At 66.3% G+C, this 21799-nt stretch carries 20 protein-coding genes and 1 tRNA gene; 15 read left to right on the plus strand and 6 right to left on the minus strand.

The window, feature by feature from the left end; genetic code table 11:
* Nucleotides 1-369 precede the first annotated feature (369 nt).
* Nucleotides 370-1539 (plus strand): DNA topoisomerase IB, encoded by a 1170-nt coding sequence (locus BM118_RS27900; RefSeq protein WP_092189348.1) that lies wholly within the window; start codon nucleotides 370-372, stop codon nucleotides 1537-1539.
* A gap of 11 nt (nucleotides 1540-1550) precedes the next feature.
* On the opposite strand, the gene BM118_RS27905 is transcribed toward BM118_RS27900, so the two are convergent.
* The gene (locus BM118_RS27905) at nucleotides 1551-2006 is read right to left on the minus strand and encodes an SRPBCC family protein (RefSeq protein ID WP_092189350.1); all 456 of its coding nucleotides are present in this window, start codon (nucleotides 2004-2006) and stop codon (nucleotides 1551-1553) included.
* 102 nt (nucleotides 2007-2108) lie between these two features.
* On the opposite strand from BM118_RS27905, the gene BM118_RS27910 reads away from it, so the two are divergent.
* Nucleotides 2109-3188 carry an adenylate/guanylate cyclase domain-containing protein gene (locus BM118_RS27910; protein WP_177234756.1) on the plus strand — a complete coding sequence of 360 codons (1080 nt, stop codon included), beginning with the start codon at nucleotides 2109-2111 and terminating at the stop codon, nucleotides 3186-3188.
* 82 nt (nucleotides 3189-3270) lie between these two features.
* Here the strand turns inward: BM118_RS27910 and BM118_RS27915 are convergent, their stop codons facing one another.
* The 3 genes from BM118_RS27915 to tsaD all read right to left on the minus strand — a co-directional run bounded on the left by BM118_RS27915 (nucleotide 3271) and on the right by tsaD (nucleotide 6039).
* Nucleotides 3271-3684, minus strand: a complete 414-nt coding sequence (locus tag BM118_RS27915) for an EVE domain-containing protein (protein WP_092189352.1) — start codon at nucleotides 3682-3684, stop codon at nucleotides 3271-3273.
* A gap of 113 nt (nucleotides 3685-3797) precedes the next feature.
* A complete protein-coding gene (locus tag BM118_RS27920; RefSeq protein WP_092189354.1) occupies nucleotides 3798-4778 on the minus strand; it encodes an NAD(P)H-dependent glycerol-3-phosphate dehydrogenase in 981 nt (326 codons plus the stop codon).
* 187 nt (nucleotides 4779-4965) lie between these two features.
* Nucleotides 4966-6039, minus strand: coding sequence for a tRNA (adenosine(37)-N6)-threonylcarbamoyltransferase complex transferase subunit TsaD (tsaD, locus tag BM118_RS27925; RefSeq protein WP_092189356.1), 1074 nt, complete (start codon nucleotides 6037-6039; stop codon nucleotides 4966-4968).
* 151 nt (nucleotides 6040-6190) lie between these two features.
* Here tsaD and BM118_RS27930 point away from each other — a divergent pair, with 151 nt between their 5' ends.
* The 5 genes from BM118_RS27930 (at nucleotide 6191) to BM118_RS27950 (ending at nucleotide 10747) form a co-directional block, all read left to right on the plus strand.
* Nucleotides 6191-6937, plus strand: a complete 747-nt coding sequence (locus tag BM118_RS27930) for a uroporphyrinogen-III synthase (RefSeq protein ID WP_092189359.1) — start codon at nucleotides 6191-6193, stop codon at nucleotides 6935-6937.
* A gap of 90 nt (nucleotides 6938-7027) precedes the next feature.
* Nucleotides 7028-8239, plus strand: coding sequence for a COG4223 family protein (locus BM118_RS27935; protein WP_092189361.1), 1212 nt, complete (start codon nucleotides 7028-7030; stop codon nucleotides 8237-8239).
* 36 nt (nucleotides 8240-8275) lie between these two features.
* Nucleotides 8276-10018 carry a heme biosynthesis HemY N-terminal domain-containing protein gene (locus BM118_RS27940; protein ID WP_092189363.1) on the plus strand — a complete coding sequence of 581 codons (1743 nt, stop codon included), beginning with the start codon at nucleotides 8276-8278 and terminating at the stop codon, nucleotides 10016-10018.
* Nucleotides 10019-10118: 100 nt separating this feature from the next.
* Nucleotides 10119-10194, plus strand: a tRNA-Thr gene (locus BM118_RS27945).
* Between the two features lie 169 nt (nucleotides 10195-10363).
* On the plus strand, nucleotides 10364-10747 hold the full coding sequence (locus BM118_RS27950; RefSeq protein ID WP_092189365.1) for a hypothetical protein: 384 nt from the start codon (nucleotides 10364-10366) through the stop codon (nucleotides 10745-10747).
* A gap of 84 nt (nucleotides 10748-10831) precedes the next feature.
* Here the strand turns inward: BM118_RS27950 and BM118_RS27955 are convergent, their stop codons facing one another.
* Entirely contained in the window at nucleotides 10832-11881 is a 1050-nt protein-coding gene (locus tag BM118_RS27955; protein ID WP_092189367.1) for a polysaccharide deacetylase family protein, read from the minus strand.
* Between the two features lie 253 nt (nucleotides 11882-12134).
* Between BM118_RS27955 and BM118_RS27960 the strand changes: the two genes are divergently transcribed.
* Together BM118_RS27960 and BM118_RS27965 are read left to right on the plus strand one after the other, a co-directional pair.
* A complete protein-coding gene (locus BM118_RS27960) occupies nucleotides 12135-12443 on the plus strand; it encodes a hypothetical protein (protein WP_092189369.1) in 309 nt (102 codons plus the stop codon).
* Nucleotides 12444-12610: 167 nt separating this feature from the next.
* On the plus strand, nucleotides 12611-12826 hold the full coding sequence (locus tag BM118_RS27965; protein ID WP_092189371.1) for a hypothetical protein: 216 nt from the start codon (nucleotides 12611-12613) through the stop codon (nucleotides 12824-12826).
* A gap of 113 nt (nucleotides 12827-12939) precedes the next feature.
* Here BM118_RS27965 and BM118_RS27970 read toward each other — a convergent pair whose 3' ends face one another.
* Nucleotides 12940-14628, minus strand: coding sequence for an MFS transporter (locus BM118_RS27970; protein ID WP_092189373.1), 1689 nt, complete (start codon nucleotides 14626-14628; stop codon nucleotides 12940-12942).
* Between the two features lie 137 nt (nucleotides 14629-14765).
* Between BM118_RS27970 and BM118_RS27975 the strand changes: the two genes are divergently transcribed.
* The 6 genes from BM118_RS27975 (at nucleotide 14766) to BM118_RS28000 (ending at nucleotide 21785) form a co-directional block, all read left to right on the plus strand.
* Entirely contained in the window at nucleotides 14766-16136 is a 1371-nt protein-coding gene (locus BM118_RS27975) for a hydrolase (protein WP_177234757.1), read from the plus strand.
* A 34-nt stretch (nucleotides 16137-16170) separates the two neighbouring features.
* Nucleotides 16171-17538: a cytochrome P450 gene (locus tag BM118_RS27980; protein WP_092189377.1), complete on the plus strand. Its 1368-nt coding sequence runs from the start codon at nucleotides 16171-16173 to the stop codon at nucleotides 17536-17538.
* Nucleotides 17539-17588: 50 nt separating this feature from the next.
* Complete coding sequence (locus BM118_RS27985) at nucleotides 17589-18998, plus strand: adenylate/guanylate cyclase domain-containing protein (protein ID WP_092189379.1); 1410 nt, start codon at nucleotides 17589-17591, stop codon at nucleotides 18996-18998.
* Between the two features lie 356 nt (nucleotides 18999-19354).
* A complete protein-coding gene (locus tag BM118_RS27990) occupies nucleotides 19355-19843 on the plus strand; it encodes a tellurite resistance TerB family protein (protein ID WP_092189381.1) in 489 nt (162 codons plus the stop codon).
* Between the two features lie 227 nt (nucleotides 19844-20070).
* Nucleotides 20071-20850 (plus strand): SDR family NAD(P)-dependent oxidoreductase, encoded by a 780-nt coding sequence (locus BM118_RS27995; RefSeq protein WP_092189383.1) that lies wholly within the window; start codon nucleotides 20071-20073, stop codon nucleotides 20848-20850.
* A 131-nt stretch (nucleotides 20851-20981) separates the two neighbouring features.
* A complete protein-coding gene (locus BM118_RS28000) occupies nucleotides 20982-21785 on the plus strand; it encodes a glutamine amidotransferase (protein ID WP_092189385.1) in 804 nt (267 codons plus the stop codon).
* Nucleotides 21786-21799 lie beyond the last annotated feature (14 nt).

A 21799-nucleotide genomic window follows, 5' to 3' on the forward strand; every position in this document is an offset into this window, starting at 1 on the left:
AGCGACGGGCAAGCCGACTTGATCGTTGAACCGATTATGCGTCGGGCTAACCGGCCCCGACAAGGTGCACAAGCTGGACCTTCGGCGAGCGACCGGCCATGCGGAGGATCAAGGTGCGCGGGCCGGCTGTCGCAAATCTGAAACAGGCCGGGAGGCGCCTTTCGGCTCTTTACCGAAATCTCCGGAACGGACCCACGCAGAGCCCCATGCAGCGCTCGGAGGTATTTGGAAACCGCCTCTCACTGATTCGGGACTCGCAATACGGTTCGGAACACCCTAAATGGCCAACCCGGGTCCAAAGAGACCCCTTGGAACAAAAATCAGAACAGCGGCATTGACCGATAACAGGCAGGGTTAAGGCGTAACACTATGATGGATCAGCAGAATCTCGGGACGATGCGGCCCGCTTCAGCCGATCCTGCCGCTGTTGCGCTGGCCAAAGCCCTCGGACAATGGCCGAAACCGGCCGTTTCGGGGCGTCTCAGCCCGAAGAAAGTCTTCGACACGGCGCCCGCGGCGACGGTCGAGGCGCTCGCCAGGGAGCTCGGCCTGCGGCTCGGCGACCAGAACGAGCTGACCATCCGCCGGATCAAGCGCGGCAAGGGCTATTCCTTCGTCCGCCCCAACGGCGCGCATATCCGCGACGCCCGCACCATCCGCCGGCTGCACGCCATGGCGGTGCCGCCGGCCTATCGCGAGGTGCGCTACTCGGCCGATCCGAGCACGCATCTCCAGGCCGTGGGACGCGATGCCGCGGGCCGGCTGCAATATCGCTATCACGCCGACTGGGAGAAGGTCCGCGAGCACCGCAAGGCGCATCGCCTGGAGAAGCTCGTCGGCGCGCTGCCAAAGATCCGCCGCAAGGTCTCGGCGTTCCTGTCGGGCGACGAGCCGACGCGCGAGTTCGCGCTCTCGGCCGTGATCGAATTGATCGCGCGCACCGCGATCCGTCCCGGCAACGAATCCTATGCCCGCCTCAACGGCACCCGCGGCGCGACCACGCTGCTGAAGTCGAACGTGACGCTGGAAGACGATTGCTTCGTGCTGACCTTCAAGGCGAAGGGCGGCAAGGCAGTGCGCAAGGAATGCGACGCGGCCAAGCTGGTGCGCGCCATCGGCATCCTGCGCGGGGTTCCCGGCAAGCGCATGTTCCAGTATCGCGATGCTTACGGTACCGTGCGCGCGGTCAACACCACGCAGGTGAACGCGTTCTTGCGCGAGATCGCCGGCATCAAGATCTCGCTGAAGGATTTTCGCACGCTGATGGCCTCCGCCGTCGTCGTCGAATCCTTGTCGCGGATCACGCCGGCGACCAGCCAGCGCGGCCGCAAGAAGCAGGTGCTGGACGCGATCCGCGCCGCGGCGGACAAGCTCTCCAACACGCCGGCGATCTGCCGCAAGAGCTACGTCCACGACACCATCGTCACCGCCTTCGAGGACGGCATCCTCGAGCGTTTCGCTGCGACCATGAAGGGCCAGCGCTCGCAGGCGAGGCGCGAGCAGCTTCTGGCGCAGGTGGTTGCGACCGCGGCGGTTTAAGCCGCTCCTCGCTACGCCTTGTCTGAAACACCCTTGTCGGGACCGGGATCGTTGCCCGCGGCTGCGGCCGTGAGCCGTTCCAGATAGTGCGCCCAGCCCTTGGCGTGTGCGGCGGCCTGTTCCTCGGTCGGCAGCCCGCTATGGGTCATGCGCAGCAGCGTGCCGCCATCGCGCTCGATCAGGTCGATCTCGATCAGGCTCGAGCCGGGCGGCACCTCCTGGCCGCCCTCCCAGCCAAATGTGTAGGCCAGACGATGCACCGGCACGACCTCGCGGAAGGCGCCGCGGGCGACGCCGCCGCGCGGGCCGACGCCCTTGAGCAGATAGAGCCCGCCGGGATGCGGCTCCGTGGTCGCGTCGGAGCCCATCCAGCTCAAAATCTTCTCGGGATCGGTCAAATAGGCGAAGACGGTCGCACGTGGGGCTGCGATCTGGGTCTCGCGTCGCACTATGAACGGTTCGGTCATTGGCGATCATCCCTGGGCTGACATTGGGACATGGCGGCGGCCGAGCGGCCCGTCAAGGATTGCCTCGTGACAAAGACGGCCTGCCTTCGCCATGATCGGGCCATGCATCTCGCTCCGACCCTCGCCTGGCTCGTTGATGCCGCCTCAGATAGTCCCGGAGCCGACCGCCTGCTTGCGGAACTCGGCGCGCATCTGGTTGCCGACGGCGTGCCGCTTGCGGCCGGCGCCCTGACGCTGGAGGTTCCACACCCGCTGATCGCGAAGCGGACCTGGCTGTGGCGAGCCGAGAACGGCACGGTGATCGAAGCGCTCGGCTTTGCACCAGGCGGATTGGCGCCCGACCCGCCCAACGATGCCGGTCGCCGCTGGCTCCGCGGCATCGCGGACGGCGAGGTGCACGAGGATGTCGTCGGACGGTCCGATGGGCCGTTGCTCGGCTGGATCGGCCCGCGTCCGTTCACCGCGGATGAAATCGAGCAACTGCGCCAGGCCGCGCGTTTTGCCGCGACGCCCCTTGCCGTGCTCGCTGCGCGCGCCACGTTGCGGGCGACGCTGGATGCCTATCTTGGCAAGCGCAGCGCGGCGCGGGTGCTGGCGGCACCGCTGCGGCGCGATCTCGGCGAAACCATTCAGGCCGCGCTGCTCTATGCCGATTTGCGCAACTTCACGATCCTCTCGGAAACCACACCGCCGGCCCAGGTCATCGCGGCGCTCGACGCCTGGTTCGACCGCATCGCCGGTGCCGTTCACGCCTTCGGCGGCGAGGTGCTGAAATTCATCGGCGACGGCGTGCTCGCGATCTTTCCGGTGGTCGAGGCATCACCGCGCCGCGCGTGCGATGCGGCCTTGCGCGCCGCAGGCGCGGCCAGGGCCGGGATGGCTCATCTCAACAATGAGCGCCGCAACCAGGGTCTGCCGCCGCTGTCGTTCGGCGCGGCGCTCCATCTCGGCGAGATGCTGTGGGGCAATATCGGCGCCGCCAACCGGCTCGATTTCACGGCGATCGGTCCCGCCGTCAATCTCGCCAGCCGGCTCGAGGGATTGTGCAAGCCGCTTCGCGAGACCGTGCTGGTGTCGGGCGCGCTCGCCGCGGAGACGGACATGCCTCTCGTTGCGCTCGGACCGCATCCGCTGCGCGGGATCGCCGCGCCATGCGAGGTCTTCGCGCTGCCGGAGACTTGAGTCGGATAGCGTAGCCCGCATGAGCATAGCGATATGCGGGACCCGGATGTCGCTGCGCTCATCCGGGCTACGGCAGCTTCGACTAAATCCCGCCCATCTTGCAGACGAGCTTCCATTCCTCCGCCGTCACCGGCTGCACCGACAGGCGCGAATATTTCACCAGCGCCATGTCGGCGAGCTTCTTTTCGGCCTTGACCGCGGCCATCGTCACCGGCGTCTTCAGCGGCTTGTCGGCCTTGATATCGACGCAGACGAATTTTTCGGTCTTGTCGGTCGGATCGGGATAGGCCTCCTTGATAATTTCCGCGATGCCGACGATCTCCTTGCCCTCGTTGGAATGATAGAAGAACGCCTTGTCGCCCTTCTTCATGTTCACGAGGTTCTGGCGCGCGGTGTAATTGCGCACCCCCGTCCAGGCTTCGCCCTTGGCGCCCTTCGCCACCTGCTGGTCCCAGGACCACACCGACGGTTCGGATTTCACCAGCCAGTAGTTCATCGCGCGCCCTATCCGTTCGTCATGGCCGGGCTTTCCCGGCCATTCACGTCTCTGCTTCCGTGTTCAATATCAAGACGTGGATGCCCGCGACAAGCGCGGCATGACGGAAGATGTCATTCCTCGGCCTTGAACGGCCGCGTCAGCAGCCCTTCGATCGCTGCGTCGATCGTCAATTTGTCGTCGAGGATGGCCGCGACCGCTTGCGAGACCGGCATGTCGACGTTCCGTGCGGCCGCGAGCTCGACCAGCACCGGCGCAGTGAATGCGCCTTCCGCAAGCTTGCCCGCCGGCGCCGCCTCGCCGCGGCCGAGCGCAATGCCGAGCGCAAAATTGCGCGATTGCGCGGTCGAACAGCTCAGGAGCAGATCGCCGAGGCCGGAGAGGCCCGAGAGCGTTTCCGTGCGCGCGCCGCAAGCGCGGCCGAGCCGTGCCAGCTCGCTGAAGCCGCGCGTGGTCAGCGCGGCGAGCGCGGAGGCCCCGAGGTTGCGGCCGACCACGATGCCGGCGGCGATCGCCAGCACGTTCTTGGCGGCGCCGCCGATCTCGACGCCGCGGACGTCGGTGGAGTGATAGGGCCGGAACGTCGGCGAGCCCAACGCCTGCACCAGGCTGCTGGCCAGCTCTTCCTCCTTCGCCGCCAGCGTCACCGCCGTCGGCAGGCCGCGCGCGACGTCGTCGGCAAAGCTCGGGCCCGACAGGATCGCCGGCTGCGCGTGCAGCGCGGTTTCAGCGATCACCTCGGTCATGAATTTGTGGGTGCCGTGCTCGATGCCCTTGGCGCAGGCGACGACAGGCGTCTGCGTCGTCAGATGCGAGGCCAGCATGTTGACGGCGCCGCGCAGATGCTGCGCCGGCGTTGCGATCAGCAGCATGTCCGCGCGCGCGGCGAGCGCCAGCTCGCTCGTCACGACAATCTCAGGAGCAAGCCGCACGCCGGGCAGCCGTGGATTGTCGCGGGTCGAAGCGATGCGCGTCGCATGCTCGGCATTGCGCGCCCAGAGCGTGACGCTCCGCCCGGCCCGCGCGGCCACCATTGCCAGCGCCGTGCCCCAGGCGCCTGCTCCGATCACCGCAACGGAGTGAAACGCGGTCATGGCTCGATCCCTCTACTCCCTCGCCCCGCTTGCGGGGAGAGGGTCGGGGTGAGGGGGAGTCTCCGCACGGACGGTGAGAGAGAGACTCGCGGAGAGTCCCCCTCACCCGGATTGCATCTCCGATGCAATCCGACCTCTCCCCGCAAGCGGGGCGAGGTGAAAGAGAGCTCGTGGCAACGCGTGTGCATTAGAATCCCGCGCGCGTGTTGCCGTAGCCGGCCGGCGCCGTCGCATTGGCATCGAGCAGCCAGCGGGCGCGGGGCTGTGCTTCCATCGTGTCGGTCAGGCCGAGCGCGAGCCGTTCGGCGCCGGCCCAGGCGATCATCGCGCCGTTGTCGGTGCAGAGCGCGGGCGGCGGCATGATCAGTTGCGTCTTGGCCTGCCGCGCGACGTCATGCAGGGCGCCGCGGATCGCCTGGTTGGCGGCGACGCCGCCGGCGGCCACGAGCGCACGCGGTGCGCCGAACCGCTCGTGGAAAAGTCTCAAGCCGACACTCAGCCGGTCCGCCGTCGAATCCAGCACGGCCGCCTGGAAGCTTGCACAGAGATCGCTGATGTCCTGCGGCGTGATCTCGGCGATGCGGCTCGCTTCGTTGCGCACCGCGGTCTTCAATCCCGACAGCGAGAAGTTGGCATCTGGCCTGCCCTGCATCGGCCGCGGAAAGGCAAAGCGCGCGGCATCGCCGCTTGCTGCCGCGCGCTCGACCTGCGGGCCGCCGGGATAGGGCAGGCCCAGCATCTTCGCGACCTTGTCGAAGGCTTCGCCGATGGCGTCGTCGACCGTGGTGCCGAGCCGCACATATTGGCCGACGCCGGTGACCGCGACGATCTGGGTATGGCCGCCGGAGGCGAGGAACAGGCAATACGGAAATTCGATTCCGTCGGTGAGGCGCGGCGTCAGCGCATGTGCCTCCAGATGGTTCACCGCGACCAGCGGCGTGTCGTGCACCAACGCGATCGCCTTCGCGGTGGTGAGCCCGACGATGACACCGCCGATCAGGCCCGGTCCCGCAGCCGCCGCGACGCCATTGAGCTGGGCGAAGCCGATGCCGGCCTCGCGCATGGCGTGGTCGATGATGCCGTCGAGCAGGTCGACATGTGCGCGGGCGGCAATCTCCGGTACCACGCCGCCAAAACGGGCGTGCTCCTCGACCTGCGACCGCACGATGTTGGACAAGATCTTGCCGCTGCCGTCAGGCGCGCGCTCGATCACGGCCGCGGCGGTCTCGTCGCAGGTGGTTTCGATGCCCAATACCAGCATTGGCGAATTGTTATCCAATTTGCGCCCTTGCGCTCATCCGGAAAGCAGAGTTCTGGTACGTCCGGTAGCATTCCGGGGTCGGCCTGCGCAATCGTCACGCGCAGCCGTCCTCGCGAATGCGTCACCGTCACGCGGTTCGGGAACACAAGCGATGTCCATTCTTGTCACACGGCCGCATCCCGACAATGAGGCGACGGCGGACAATTTGCGTGCGCGGGGTCATGTGGTGCTGCTCGCGCCGGTGCTCAAGTTCGAGCCGGTCGCGTTCCACGACGAGAGCGAGGCGAACTATAGCGCCATCATCGTCACATCGGCCAATGCGATCCGTGCCGTCGCGCCGCAATTGCAGGATCTCGGCCTGTTGGAGCTGCCGCTGTTCGCGGTCGGCGAGCACACCGCGACTGCCGCGCGAGACGCCGGCTTTGCCGAGGTGATCATCGCTGGCGGCGATTCCGCAGCCCTGCGCGACAGGGTCGTTCAAAGCGCGCGCGACAAGGTGCTGAAGAAGAAAAGCACGCTGCTTTATCTCGCCGGCGCGGATCTGTCGCGCGATCTCGGCGGCGAACTCGGCGCCGAGGGATTCAACGTGGTTACGCAGACCACCTATCGCATGGCGCCGGTCAAGATTCTCCCGCGCGATGTCTGCGAGGGCTTCGCCGCGCATGGGATCGAGGCGGTGCTGCATTATTCAAGGCGCAGCGCGCGGGCCTTCCTGGATGCAGCGCGGGACGAAGGCGTCGAAATCTCGGCGCTGGCTATACCGCAATGCTGCCTGTCCGAGACGGTCGCCAGCGTGCTGCGTGATGCCGGTGCGTCGCAGGTTCTGGTGGCCGCGAAGCCGGACGAAAGTGCCTTATTTGACACCTTGGAGCGTGCTTTGCGTACCCGTTTGGCGTAAGAGGTCGGGCCGAATCCGACGCAATCGGGTCCGTCCAAGGATATTTGCCAGGGATCTGTGCAAGGTATGGAAGTGTGAGGAACCGTCACGATGGCCGACGACAAGCCTGAAGACGCAGGATTGGCCCCCGAGTCCGGTCGTGCCAAGCGCACCCCGCCCACCATCGACCTCGAGGCGACCGAAGTCTCGACCCAGCCGCAGGAGGTGGCGGGCGAGCCCGAGGCTTCGCCGGCGAGCGAGCACACCGAGCCCGAGCAGGCAAAATCCGAGCAGGCCGACGCCGAGCCGGAGCGCGCCGAGGCGCAGGCCGCGGTTGCGCCCGCTCCGGCGTCGGTTCCGGTTTCGCCCTGGGTCATTGCACCGTTCTCCGGTGCGGTGGCGGCGGCCGTCGTGATCGCGGTCGGCTGGATGCTGGGCTGGCCCGCCGTGCAGGCGCCGCCTGCCGCGCCACAAGTGACAAGCGCGACGGTCGACGCTCTGAACGGTCGTGTTGCCGCAGTCGAAGCCAAGGCTGGCAAGCCCGCCGCCGATCCGGCCATGGTGGCGCGGATCGATGCGCTGGAAAAATCCGCAGGCAGCCTGCGCAGCGACATCGCCAATCTGCGCGCCCAGTCCGACAAGACCGCGAGCGCTCTGAACGATGCGAAATCTACGCCGGGCGCCGCTTCGCCGGATCTTGCCGCTCTCAACGATCGCATCGCGCAGCTCGAGCGCGCCAGCAAGACGGAGCGGGCCGAGCTCGCGCAGCAGGGCGAGAAGATCGCCGCCGCCAGGACGATGGACGACAAGCCGCTGCGCCATGTGGTCGCGGCGGCCCTGCTCGACGTCGCCGTGCGCCATGGCGATCCCTATGAGGCGCAGCTTGCCGCGGCGCGGTTGCTGGCGGCCAAGCCCGACATGCTGAAGCCGCTCGACTCCTTTGCATCGTCGGGCATTCCGACGCCGGTCGCGCTGAGCCGCGAGCTCCTCACCATCGTGTCAAAGCTGTCGCCGCCGGCGGATGCCCAGTCCAGCGGCACCGGCATCGTCGAGCGTCTCCAGGCCGGCGCGTCAAAGCTCGTCCGCATCGAGCGGACCGACGGGGTCGGCAACGACCGCGGCGCCATCGTGGCGCGGGTGACGGCTGCTGCGCTCCGCAATGATTTCGTCGAGGCGCGGCGCGAGTTGAAGACGCTGCCCGATGCCGATCGCGCGCCGGCGCAGGCCTGGCTCGACAAGGCCAATGCCCGCGATGCCGCGCTCGCCGCGTCCCGCAAGTTCGCCGACGATGCCATGGCGGATCTCGTCAAGCCTGCTCAATAAAGCTTCGCGCAATAATCAGCGCGTATAGGGATCGCCATGCTTCGCATCGTCCTTTTTCTCGTCTTGATTGCGCTGGCGGCGGCCGGTGCGGCCTGGGTTGCCGATCAGCCCGGCGATCTCGTCCTGACCGCGGGCGGTTTCCGCGCCTCAACGACGTTGCCGAGGTTCGTGTTCTTGCTTGGCCTCTTTGCCGCGGCAGTCGTGCTGGTCTGGAGCATCCTGACGACGATCTGGCGGACGCCGGGGCGTTTGCGCCGCCGCCGCCATGACAAGCGCCACGCCCGCGGCCGCCACGCCATCACCCACGGCCTGCTCGCGATCGGCCATGGCGATACCGCGCTCGCCCGCCGTCACGCCGAGACGGCGCGGCGGCATGCGCCGAACGATCCGCTCGCGCTGCTGCTGCACGCGCAGTCGGCGCAGCTCGAAGGTAATCGCGGCGAGGCGCAGCGCGCCTTCCGCGCCATGGCCGAGCGCGACGATACGCGTCTGCTCGGCCTGCGCGGCCTGTTCATCGAGGCGCAGCGCGCCGACGACGCGGTCGGCGCCGTCATGATCGCGGAGGAAGCGATCAAGCTGTCGCCGTCGTCGACCTGGGCCTCGCATGCTGTGCTCGGCTTCCGCTGCGCGCGCGGCGACTGGAGCGGCGCGCTCGCGATCCTCGATTCGAACCTGTCCGCGGGCCTGATCGACAAGCCGGCCTATCGCCGCCAGCGCGGCGTGCTGCTCACCGCACGCGCGCTGGAATTGGAGACCATGGACCGCGACGTCGCACGCGAGAGCGTGATGGAGGCGATCAAGCTCGCGCCGACCCTGGTGCCGGCCGCGGTGCTCGCCGCAAAATTCGAGAGCGAGGCGCATCAGGTGCGCCGCGCCATGAAGCTGGTCGAGACCGCCTGGCTCGCCAATCCGCATCCCGATCTGGCCGAGGCCTATGCACATGTGAGGATCGGCGATTCCGCACGGCAGCGCTTGCAGCGGGTCGAGACGCTTGCGGCCAAGACGCCTGCCGATAAAGCCGGCCATATTGAAGGCCAGCTCGCGCTCGCACGTGCCGCGATCGATGCCTCCGAGTTCGCCCGCGCCCGCGCGGTGCTGGCGCCTTATGTCAACGATCCGACCCAGCGCGTCGCACTGCTGATGGCCGAGATCGAGCGCACCGAGCACGGCGACGGCGGCCGCGCCCGCGCCTGGACCTTGCGCGCGGTGCGTGCTCGCCACGATCCGGCCTGGACCGCCGACGGCTATGTCAGTGATCGCTGGCGTCCCGTCTCCCCGGTCACCGGCCGCCTCGACGCCTTCCAGTGGCAGACGCCGGTCGCGAGCCTTCCCTCCGACAAGGGCGACTTGATCGAGTCCTCAGCCTTCGAGGAAGCTATGCTGGCGGCCCCGCGGCCGAAACGGGTCGCGGCGCCTGCGAACGACACCCCGATGGAACCGGCTCCGGCTGCAGCGGCCCCGGCCGAGCAGGACAATTCACCTCCGGCGGCCAAGGACGAGCCGAAGGCAGAGTCCGTCGTCACGCCCACCGAGCCGGTCGAACCGGCCCCCGAGCCGGCCGAATCATCGCCGGTGGCGGCAACGCCCGTGTTCCGGACCCGCGCCGACCTCGGCAAGCCGGCACCTGCCCCGATCCCCGCTGTCATCCCGATCGTCCGTGCCCCGGATGATCCCGGCATCGATGACGAGGGCCCAAGCGATGAATTTACGGAACAAATCGGCACGCCCAAGGCCCAGGCCGGCGGCTGGCGCGGATTCTGGTCCCGTTGGGGCGCCTAAGCCGCATTTCGCGCCCCGCTTGTTCTTGCCAATTCGGGCCATGCCCGATATCAGGAGCGCGCGTATCGGGGCCGGCATCGCCCGGGCCCCGGCAGGGTTCGCCGCAATAGCTCAGTCGGTAGAGCACGTCATTCGTAATGACGGGGTCGGGGGTTCGAATCCCTCTTGCGGCACCAGCGCCCCGAATTCATCCGATCGCCGCAGACAAGCGTCTTAATCGACCCATCCAGCTCGCATGAGCGTGCGCGGGTTCAAGATCGTCCGGTCGCCTGCGTGATTGTGATCACATAATGTCGCGCGCATCTCGCGTAGCGTCCCCGTCACGCCAACACGGGGAGACTTCACATGCGCAAGATCATTCTGGTTGCCGCCATTGTCCTGGCTTCCGCATCTGCCCAGGCGGACGGCCCACGCAGCCTCTCGCTGGCCACGGCGAGCGAACAGGCCTCGGCTCCACAAGCGACAGCGACAACCACGGCCACGCAGGTGAGCGAAGTCGCACCCGCCACCGAAGCTCCGAAATATGTCGACCGTCCGCCGGCGATCTCCGCCCCTGCGCCTGCCGCGGCACCCGCTCCCGCCGTCACCACGACGACTTCAGCGCCCGCCGCGACCGCAACTCAGCCTGCGCCGAAGACCACGGCGAAAGCCAACAAGCCGAAGCACAAGCATAGCTGGACCGAACACCGGATCATCAGCGAGCTGCATCGCCACGGCATCTACTGGTAAGCGGCGACTTGCCTTCCCCGAAACGTCAATGGCCGGGCAAGAGCCCGGCCATGACGCGTATTGAGATAGCGATTTGATCCGCGCTTACTGCGAAACCGTCTGCACCACGCTTCCGATCGGACGTGCGCTCGAGGTCGGCACCTTCAGATCCTTCAACAGCGCCTCGTCATATTCCGGCAGCGTCTGGAAGGTCGTCTTGGCCTTCATCTGCACGATCTTGTAGCCGCCGGCCTTGAGCCGCGCGAGCAGCGCCGGCATCGCTTCGCCGGTGTGCTTCTGGAAGTCGTGCATCAGGATGATGCCCTTGCCGAGCTTGTCGAGCCTGGTCATCACGGTCTCGACGATCTTCTCCGGCGTGGCGCCCTTCCTGAAGTCGAAGGAATCGATGTCGGTCGAGAACATCGCGACGTTGCGGGTGCCGAAATAGGTCACCATCGCCGGATTGTGCTGAAGCTGCGGGAAGCGGAAGAACGGCGCCGGGTTGGTGCCGAGCGCGAACCTCACTGCGCTGAAGCCCTTCTCGACCTCGTCCTTGACCTGTTGCTCCGTCATCTTCTTGCTGTTCAGGTTGACATGCGACCAGGTGTGCGTGCCGACCGTGTGGCCCTGGGCCAGGACCTGGCGCAGGATTTCCGGGTGGTAGGTCGCGTGCTTGCCGACCGAGAAGAACAGGCCCTTGGTGCATTCATCCGCGAGCGCCTTCAGCACCGCGGGCGTGTTGACCGGCCACGGACCGTCGTCGAAGGTCAGCACGACCTCCTTGTCGGTCAGGAAATCGAACTGCTTGAAGTGCTCGAAGCCGAAGCCGGGACCGCCGGTGGTGTCGATCTCGACCACGCGGGAAACGCCGAGGGCGTTCGGATTGGCGCAGGTCGATCTCTGCTGAACCGGCATGGCCGGAGCGGGCGCTGGCGCCGGGGCGGCTGCCGCCGGCTTGCCCGCGAGTGCCGCGGTGGTCTCGACGTCATCCTTGGCGGCGAGCTTCGCCTGTGCCGGCAATTGATCGGCGGCACGGGCGGCCATTGTCTTGGGAGCGGCCTGATCGGCGCGCGAGGAATAATAAAACCAACCTCCGGCGGCAATCACGACCGCCGCAACTACACTGGCCAGCATCAGGCCCAACGCATTACGCATCGCTACTCTTTCCAATTACGCAACCAAACCTGCGGAATTTCCCGCGCGACGAGCCATTAATGCGAAGGAACAGTTAACGTGACACCAACACGACGGCGTTTGCGCCGGATTTTCAGCGGGGTGCGCCAATGTGATTGAAGTCACAGTTGGGGTGCGCCCCGTGACCGTCATCACAGTGGAAACTGTTTTGCTGGAGCATCGTAGTTCCCATCAACAACGGGCCCGCTTCCTGCGGTGCCAGTGGGAGCTTCAGATGACCAAGTCGTTTACCGCCAAGTCCTTGAGTAGCAAGATCCGAGGTACCAGCCTGGCCCTGGGCTTCGCCGCCATCGTCTCGATCGTTTCGACGACGTCGAGCTTCGCCTTCTCGTCCGAAGCGCAGCAGATGTGCACCGGCGATGCCTTCCGCCTGTGCTCGTCGGAGATCCCCAACATCCCGAAGATCACCGCGTGCATGATGAAGCATCGTTCGGACCTGAGCGCCGGCTGCCGCGCGGTGATGGACAAGGACCTCGCCAAGGGCGCCTCACGCAAGGTCGCTGACGCCCAGGACAAGCAGTAAGAGCAACACAGCGTCGTTGCGTCGGTTAGCTCCCCTCGCGCAGTGCCCCGGCGTCAAGCCGGGGCCACGCGGCGGCGAAGACGCCTCCTGCCAATAAAGCCGTTGCGGCTCAGAGATCGTCGCACTAGCTTCGCCCGCACTTTCTTCCGGGTAAGAGGCATTACGCGATGACCAGATTTCTTTTGATCGTTCCTTTTCTCCTGTGCGCATCGAGCGCATCAGCGCAACAGCAGCCCGGACACGACGCCTGCGCGCGCGACGTCTCGCGCTTCTGCCGCGCCGTGATGAACAATGGCGACCAGGCTGTGCTCGCCTGCCTCAAGCAGAATCGCACGCGGCTCAGCAAAGGCTGCGACAAGGTGCTGACGGAACACGGGCAGTGATTGTCATTCCGGGGCGCGCGAAGCGCGAACTCGGAATCCATCGAGCGGCAATCTCCTGAGAGAAATGGATTCCGAGTTCGCGCCTGACGGCGCGCCCCGGAATGACCAGAGACCTACGTGCTGCTCCCTGCCGCAGTCGCAACCACGGGCAGCACCTCGCTTGCTCCCTGGTCCGGCGTCTCTTCCTTCCAGCGCACCGAGCCGAACGGGCGCTCCAGCATGCGGCGGATCCGCACCGGGTCGGGACCGACGTGGAAGTCGATCGCCTGCTGATGCAGCGCGCGCTCCGATTGGGTCGAACGGTTGCGCTGGCGCAGATAGTCGAACCAGGTCGGGCAGTGATAGCGCTCGGTCCACAATTCGGGATCGGCGATGTCGCGCGCGATCGACCAGCCATAGGCGCCGTTGCGCTGCCTTGAGAGCTGCACGTCCTGCATCACATTGTGGAAGGCGCGCGCGTTCTCCTGGGCGACCCGGTATTCGATCTCGACCACCAGTGGTCCGCTGCGGCCGGTGAGCGACAGCCTGACCTCGGGATCGGCCAGCACCTCGGCGTCCTCGTTGCGGGCACCGACGCGCGGCATCGTGAGCCAGATTCCCAGCAGCGGCGAGATCAGCATCAGGCCTGCCGCGACCAGAAGCGCGACCTCGACGCCGGCATAGTCGGTGAGATGGCCCCAGCCCCAGGCGCCGATCGCGATGCCGCCGGAAATCGAGGCCTGGAACGCCGCCAGCGACCGGCCTGCGACCCAGCGCGGTGCCGAGAGCTGCACGCCGATATTGAACAGCGCGACGGCGGCCATCCAGACCGCGCCGGCCAGCACCAGTGCGGCCGCCGTCAGCACCGGTTCCGTGCTCACGGCAAGGGCGGCCATCGCAAAGGCCATCGAGATGGTGCAGGCCCGGATCGCGGACTCGCCGCTCATGCGCTTGCGCAGTTCGTGGATGTTGAGTGCGCCGACGACCGCGCCCATGCCGAAGGCGCCGAGCATGATGCCGTAGGTCTGCGCGCCGCCATGCAGCAGGTCGCGCGCGACCAGCGGCATCAGCGCCATCACGGCGCCGCCGATCAGGCCCATCACCAGCGTGCGCAGCAGCACGATCTTGATCGGCGGCGAATTGGTGATGTAGCGGAAGCCCGAGACCATGGCGCGGTTGAGCTTCTCCCGGGGCAGGCGCGAGGGCTCGGTGCTGCGCCGCCACAGCAGCAGCACGACCAGCAGCGGCAGATAGAGGATCGCGTTGCAGGCGAACGCCGCCACCGCGCCGAGCGCGGCGACGATGACACCGCCGACCGCGGGACCGAAGCTGCGCGCGATGTTGTAGCTGATGCCGTTCAGCGCGACGGCCGACGGCAGTGCTTCGGGCGGCACCTGCTCGCTGACCGAGGATTGCCAGGCCGGGCCGAACAGCGCGTTGCCGCTGCCCACGACGAAGCAGAAGGCGAGCAGCGTTTCCGGCGTGATCAGCTTAAGCCCGGCCAGGATCGTGAGCGCAGTCGCGCCGGTCAGCGCGATCATGAGCGAGACCAGCGTGACGATGCGGCGGTCATACATGTCGGCGATGGCGCCGGCCGGCATCGAAATGAGCATGATCGGCAGCATCAGCGCGGTCTGCACCAGCGCCACCTTGTCGGCCGAGGCCGCCATCTGCGTCATCGCCCAGGCGGCGCCCACGCCCTGGATCAGCAGGCCGAGATTGGAGAGCAGGCTGGCGAGCCAGATGCGCCGGAATACGGTGTACCGCAGCGGCGCGGCGATGCCGTCGCCGGCGAATTTCTGACGGTTCGGCTGCTCGGTCATATCCCCTTCCAAAAGGGCTGGCAGAAGTGGTCCTGGTGATTTCGGCAAATTCAGTGATGCCCGCGAAAGTCCTTCGCTGTCCAGTGGTTAGGACGCTATAAGCGGTGCGAAGAGATGGTTTTGCCGGGGAGGAACAGATGAAGCTGTCGCGACGGACGATCCTGCTGGGTGCCGGCACGTTGCCTTTCGCGGTTGCGAGCGTCCGGATCGACGCTTTCGCACAAACTACGCCCGCGGCGCAGGGTGCCGAAGTGCCGCCGATCCTGTTCGTCCACGGCAATGGCGACTACGACGCGCTCTGGATGACCACGATGTGGCGGATGGAATCCAATGGCATCGCGCGCGATCGCATGCTGGCGATCAACTTCACCGATCCCCTGGCGCGGAGCGACGACAAGGTCGAGCAGGCGAACCGCTCCTCGACCGAGGACCAGCGCCGCGAGCTTGCCGCCGCCATCGCCGAGCTGAAGCGCCGTACCGGTGCGGCGCGCGTGGCGCTGGTCGGCAGCTCGCGCGGCGGCAATGCCATCCGCAATGTCATCAGGAACGGCGGTGTGGCCGACGTCAGCCACGCCGTCCTGTGCGGCACGCCCAATCACGGCGTGTTCGCGACCGACGACCAGCCCAATAGCGAGTTCAACGGCCGCGGCACGTTCCTGCGCGGGCTGAACGGGGGCGAGAGCGAGGTGACGCCGGGCACGGCTTTCCTCACCTTGCGCAGCGATGGCATGGACAAGTACGCGCAAGCCGACGGCCGCTTCATCGGCAAGCCCGGCACGCCGACCGGTGTCACCACCGAGGGGCCGGAGCTGCAGGGGGCCACCAATCTCGTGCTCGGTACGCTCGATCATCGCGAGGTGGCGTTTCACCCGCGCGCCTTCCGCGAGATCTACAAGTTCATCGCCGGCCGCGAGCCCGCGCGCATCGCGATTGTGCCGGAACCAAGCGTCAGGCTGAGTGGCCTCGTCACGGGAACGCCGGGGGGCGTGTCGACCAATCGTCCGGTGGCGGGCGCAACCGTCGATATCTTCCGCGTCGATCCTGATACCGGTGAGCGCAAGGGCAATGCCGTGCACAGCTCGAAGACCGGCGCCGACGGCCGCTGGGGACCGGCGCAGGTCGAATCCTCCTGGCCGCTCGAATTCGCCCTCGCGTCGCCGGATGCGCCAACCACGCACATCTACCGCTCGCCCTTTCCGCGCTCGTCCGACGTCGTCCACCTGCGCGCCGCGCGCCCGCTCGGGCCGGCGGACAAGGACGCCGGCGCTGTCGTGATCATGTCACGTCCGCGCGGCTATTTCGGCCTGCCGCGGGATGTCGTTCTGCTCGACGGCAAGGAGCCGGCCGACGTCAAGCCGGGCGTACCCACGGATGCGGCAGCAACATTGCGGCTTCCGGCCAGCGAGATCGGGCGTAACATCGTGGCCCAGTTCGGCGAAGAACGGATTGTGGCGCGCCTCTGGCCTGCCTCCGAGAACAGGATTGCGGTTGCCGAGCTGACTTACTAGCTATTTGCCTGCGTCACATCTGCGGGAGAGAGCCATGAACATCGCCAGTGTGCGTCGGCCCATCGTCCCTCCGACGCCGCCGCGTGCGCCGGAGGGCATGTCGTTCCTCGGCCGGGTCGCGGTGATCAGGCAGAACATGATCGCCACCTGGGGGCAGCGCGCCTATGAGGAAGACGTCCTCGAGGGCCGCTTCTTCCTCCACAAGAGCTTCATCCTGAACCGTCCGGACGCGATCCGGCATATCCTGCTCAGCAATTACGAGAACTACACGCGCACGCCGGCCGGCATCCGCATGCTGCGTCCCGTGCTCGGTGAAGGCCTTCTGATTGCGGAAGGTCATTCCTGGACGTTTCAGCGCCGCACGCTCGCGCCGGCCTTCACGCCGCGCGCCACCGCAAATCTCGTTCCGCACATGACTGCGGTGCTCGACGAGACCATCGCGAAGCTGGATGCGCGCAACGGCGAGATCGTTGATCTGCGCGAGACCATGCAGCGCATGACGCTCGAGATCGCCGGGCGCACGATGTTCTCCTTCGGCATGGACCGGCATGGCCCCACCTTGCGCAACTTCGTCATGGAATATGGCGAGCGGCTGGGACGGCCCTATTTCCTCGACATGCTGCTGCCGGTGTCCTGGCCGAGCCCGATGGATTTTGCCCGCGCCCGATTCCGCAAGCGCTGGACCGAATTCGTCGCGATGCTGATCGCCGAGCGGCGCGCCGCCGGGAAAAAGGACGGTGCGCCGCCGCGCGACCTGTTCGACCTCATGGACGAGGCGCGCGATCCTGAGACGGGCAAGGGCTTTTCCGACGCGCAGCTCATCGACGAGGTCGCGACCATGATCCTCGCCGGTCACGAAACCACGGCGACCGCGCTGTTCTGGGCGCTCTATCTGCTCGCGCTCGATCCTGACACGCAGGAGGAGGTGGCGTCCGAGACCCGCGGCGAACATCTCGACAGCATGGCCGATATCGATCGCCAGAAATTCACCCGCGCGGTGATCGAAGAAACCATGCGGCTCTATCCGCCCGCCTTCCTCATCGCGCGTGCCGCGCGCGAGAAGGACAGTGTGGCCGGAATCGAGATCGGCAAGGGCGACATCATCATGATCGCGCCCTGGCTGCTGCACCGGCACGAAAAGCTGTGGGATCAGCCGAACGCGTTCGTTCCAAAGCGTTTCATGTCGACTGAAGCCCCAGACCGTTTCGCTTATTTGCCGTTCGGCGCGGGTCCGCGCGTGTGCGTCGGCGCGCCGTTTGCGCAAGCCGAATCCGTGCTGGCGCTGGCCCGGCTGATCGGTGCGTTCCGCGTCGAGCTGGTCGATACGGCTCCCGTGATCCCGCATGGCGTCGTCACGACCCAGCCGGACCGTTCACCCATGTTCCGCATCACGCGTCGGTGACAGGCGATCGCCTGGCCGATGGCGTGATCCACACTAGATAGAGTTGCGCCATGAGCGACATCCAGGCCCAGTTTTCCGTTCTGAAGCAGACCGCCGATGCGAAGGTGGTCGATGCGATTGCGCGCCTCATCGAGGACGGCGAGGATCACGAGCTCAACCGCGTCAATGTCCTCGATTTCGCCAGGCAGCACGACGTCGACGAAGAGCGCGCGATCTCCGCCTTCCTGCATTCGGCGCGGCTCGGGCTGTTCGATCTCGGCTGGAACGTGCTGTGTCCGGGCTGCGGCGGCGTGCTCGGCGCTCACGCGACCCTGAAGGCGCTCAAGCCCGACGACTATCACTGCGCGCTCTGTGCCTGTGGCTACAAGGCCTCCGTGGACGACCAGGTCGAGGTTTCCTTCACGGTGAATCCGCGCGTCCGGCGCATCGCGGCGCATGACCCCAACTCGCTTCCGGTGTGGGAATATTTCAAGCAGGTGTTCTGGAGCTCCGGCGTCGACTTCAACAAGGAATCCTTCGCGACGCTGGCCAACGAGGTCACGCTGGACACGCTGGAGCTGCCGGCCGGCGAGAAGGCGACCATGTCGCTGCAACTGCCGAACGACTTCATCATCATCTTCGAGCCGGTGACGCACGCTGCCCATTTCATTGACGTGCAGGGCGAGCCGACCAAGGACCGCCAGCAGCTCGCCATCATGTACAACAGGGTGCAGGCGCCGACGGGGACCACGACCATGCGGCCGGGCCCGCTGCGGCTGTCGCTGGAGAACCAGGCCGGCGTGCGCGTGCTGCCGTCGGTGTTCATCGCGGCCGAGGCGCTTCATCACCTCATCGGCAAGCGCAAGCCGTTCCTCACCGCCAAGCGCATGCTGTCGAACCAGACGTTCCGCGACGTGTTCAAGGCGGACAATCTCAGTGTCGACCAGCGGCTCCAGATCACGTCCCTGACATTTCTGTTCACGGATCTGAAGGGATCGACCGCGCTCTACGAGCGGGTCGGCGATCTCGCGGCGTTCGATCTCGTGCGCGCGCATTTCCATGCGCTGCTCGAGATCATCTCCTCCGAGAAGGGCGCGGTGGTGAAGACCATCGGCGACGCCGTGATGGCGACCTTCGTCCGTCCCGAGCACGCGATCGTCGCGGGCCTGCGGATGCGCGCGGCGATGGACGAGCTCAACAAGCAGCGCGGCACCGCCGATCTCATCGTCAAGATCGGCATCCATGAGGGGCCGTGCCTCGCGGTGATGCTCAACGAGCGTCAGGATTATTTCGGCCAGACCGTCAACATCGCCGCGCGCGTGCAGAGCCTGTCGACTGCGCAGGAGATGCACATCACCGGGCCGGTGCTGGATGCGCCGGCCGTGGCGCAAGTGCTGGAGCAGCGCGCGATCAAGCCGATCCAGAAGCAGGCCGCATTGCGCGGCATCGCCGACAAGATGGTGGTGTACGAGATACCGTGAGGGCGCGGTGGCGGAGTCCGCGGGCTCCGTCATTTACAAGCAAAGCACCAAATCTCTCCAACGTCGTCCTGGCGTAAGCCAGGACCCATACCGCGGAATTTATCGATTGCGGATGGTCGTAGTACCGGACGACAACCAGTCTTCGCCAAACGTCTCCCTGGGGTAATGGGTCCTGGCTTTCGCCAGGACGACGTCGGAGAGTCGATTTCGCCGCCCTCCAGAAATCACTGCCTTTAGATTGCCGAAACGTAATGCAGCGCGCGGAACTGACACACGTTGCGCCGGTTGAGTTTCCCGCTCATATAAGGCTGGTAGCCGCCGCGTCCTCGCGGCGTCATCGATTTCGGTAGGACTCCATGCTCGACGGCTTGCGTCAATTCATCGCCGACATTGTGGCCCCCCAAGCCCAGGACCGCGCATTCGGCGACAGCGATTATCGGCTGGCGGGGACCGCGTTGCTGGTTCACGTGGTCTCGCTGGACGGCCAGCCGACGGCGGCCGAGCAGCGCAAGCTGCACAGCCTGATCGAAAGCCATTTCGGGCTCGATCGCGGCACCGCCGATCGTTTGATCGCCGATGCAACCCAGGTCGAGGGCGAGGCGGTCGACCTCTATCACTTCACCAGCGTCATCATGCGCTCGCTCGACGAAGCGGGCCGCAAGCGCATCGTCCAGATGATGTGGGAGCTGGTCTATGCCGACGGCCAGGTCTCCGAGTTCGAGGACAACGTGGTCTGGCGCGCTTCCGACCTGCTCGGGATTTCCCAGCGCGACCGGATCGACCTGAAGCATGCCGTGGCGGACCGTACCGGTAGCCAGGTGAAGGACGGCGCCGTCGGCGGCTGATTTCGCCCAACACGGCAGATTGCCGGTTGTGCAGATCACATGACGAAACTTTAATGTAGCCCCCGGCCGGCTTGTCCCGGATTTGCCCGTAAATCTGCGGGTTTTCTGCCCTCTCTGGTGCCCACTCAAGCGGCCATGCGGTCAGCGCCGCTTGCCTGTCGCGTACGGCCTATGCTCTCGTTCCGCCATTGCAGGACTAAAAAACTTCAATTCAAGAGACTTCGATCGTGACTGAGCGGGTAACGTTGATCACCGGTGCCTCGGCGGGCATCGGCACGGAGCTGGCGCGGGTGTTCGCCGCGAATGGACACCGTCTCGCGCTGACGGCGCGGCGCGCGGACCGGCTCGAGGCGCTCGCGAACGAGCTCTCCGCCAATGGCGGCAAGAAGCCGATCGTCATCGCCTGCGATCTTCAGGAAGCAGACGCCGGAGAAAAGATCGCGGCAGCGCTCGCCGCCGAAGGTGTCGAGCTCGACCATCTCGTCAACAATGCCGGCTTCGGCGTGTTCGGCGATGCAATCGAGTGCGATCGCGACGAGCAGGTTGGCATCGTCGATGTCAACGTCCGGGCGCTGACGGATCTGTCGCTGCGATTTGCCGATCAGCTCGTCAGGAACAAGGGCGGTCTTCTCAATGTCGGCTCGATCGCCGGCTTTCTGCCCGGCCCCGGCATGGCGGTCTATTACGCGTCCAAGGCCTATGTGATTTCTCTCACCGAGGCCTTGCGGGCGGAGCTCGCGCCGCGCGGCGTCCGCGTCACCGTACTTTGCCCGGGTCCGGTGCCTACCGAATTCCAGGCGCGCGCCGGCGTTGGATCCGGACATAATACGGCCCTTCTCAATGTTCCTGCCTCCGATGTTGCACGCGAAGCCTATCGTGGGCTGATGGCAAATAAACGGGCAGTGCTGCCCGGTCTCGGCATCAAGATTGTGCCGTTCGCGCTGCGTTTCTTTCCGCGCGGCTTCATTTTGTCCGCCACCAGTCGCTTCCAGCGGCAGAGGCACTAAAGAACGCTCGAAGCGCCTGCCGTGGCCCGGAGCTTGCTTCCTTAATCGGTGTCGTGTGTGCGCGAACTCACACGATGTTAACCATCGCTTAGCTATGCTGGCGGTCTGAACCGATAGCATTTGGAAAGGCAATGTCGTTCCGGACGGACAGGTTTGGTGGCGCGGAATTGGTGCCCTTCCCGAAGAGAAGGGCCGTTGGCGCATCTGCTGCTCGTCCTGAAGCCAGGTTGCCGGTTCTGATTGTCCTGCACCAGGAATCCTCGACGCCCGGCCGTGTCGGCAATGCGCTGCGCGCGCTCCGTCACCGCCTCGACATCCGCCGTCCCCGCTTTGGCGATCCCCTTCCGGAGACGCTCGATCAGCATGCCGGCGCCGTGGTCTTCGGCGGCCCCATGAGCGCCAACGATCCCGACGACTACATCCGCCGCGAGATCGACTGGATCGAAATTCCGCTCCGCGAACAGCGGCCGTTCCTCGGCATCTGTCTCGGTGCGCAGATGCTGGCGATGCAGCTCGGCGCCCGCGTCGCGCCGCATGCGGAGGCGCTGACCCAGATCGGCTACTACCCGGTCCGCCCGACGGCCGCGGGCCACGCGCTCTGCCCGGCCTGGCCGGCGCAGGTCTATCACTGGCACCGCGAGGGCTTCGAACTGCCGGCCGGCACCGAGCTGCTTGCGGAGGGCGATGATTTTCCGGTGCAGGCGTTCCGCGCCGGCAACGCCTTCGGCGTGCAGTTTCATCCTGACGTGACCTACGCCATGATGCATCGCTGGACCACGCGCGGCTATGACGGGTTCAGTGCGCCCGGTGCGCGCGAGCGGCATCATCATTTCGCGGACCGTGCCGTGTACGATGTCGCAGAACGCGTCTGGCTCGATCACTTCATCAATGGCTGGCTGGCGCGCCGGCCGCTGCTGGCGCAAGCCGCCGAGTGATCGCGCAGACGGCG

The sequence above is a fragment of the Bradyrhizobium sp. cf659 genome, from assembly GCF_900113725.1.
GTDB lineage: Bacteria > Pseudomonadota > Alphaproteobacteria > Rhizobiales > Xanthobacteraceae > Bradyrhizobium.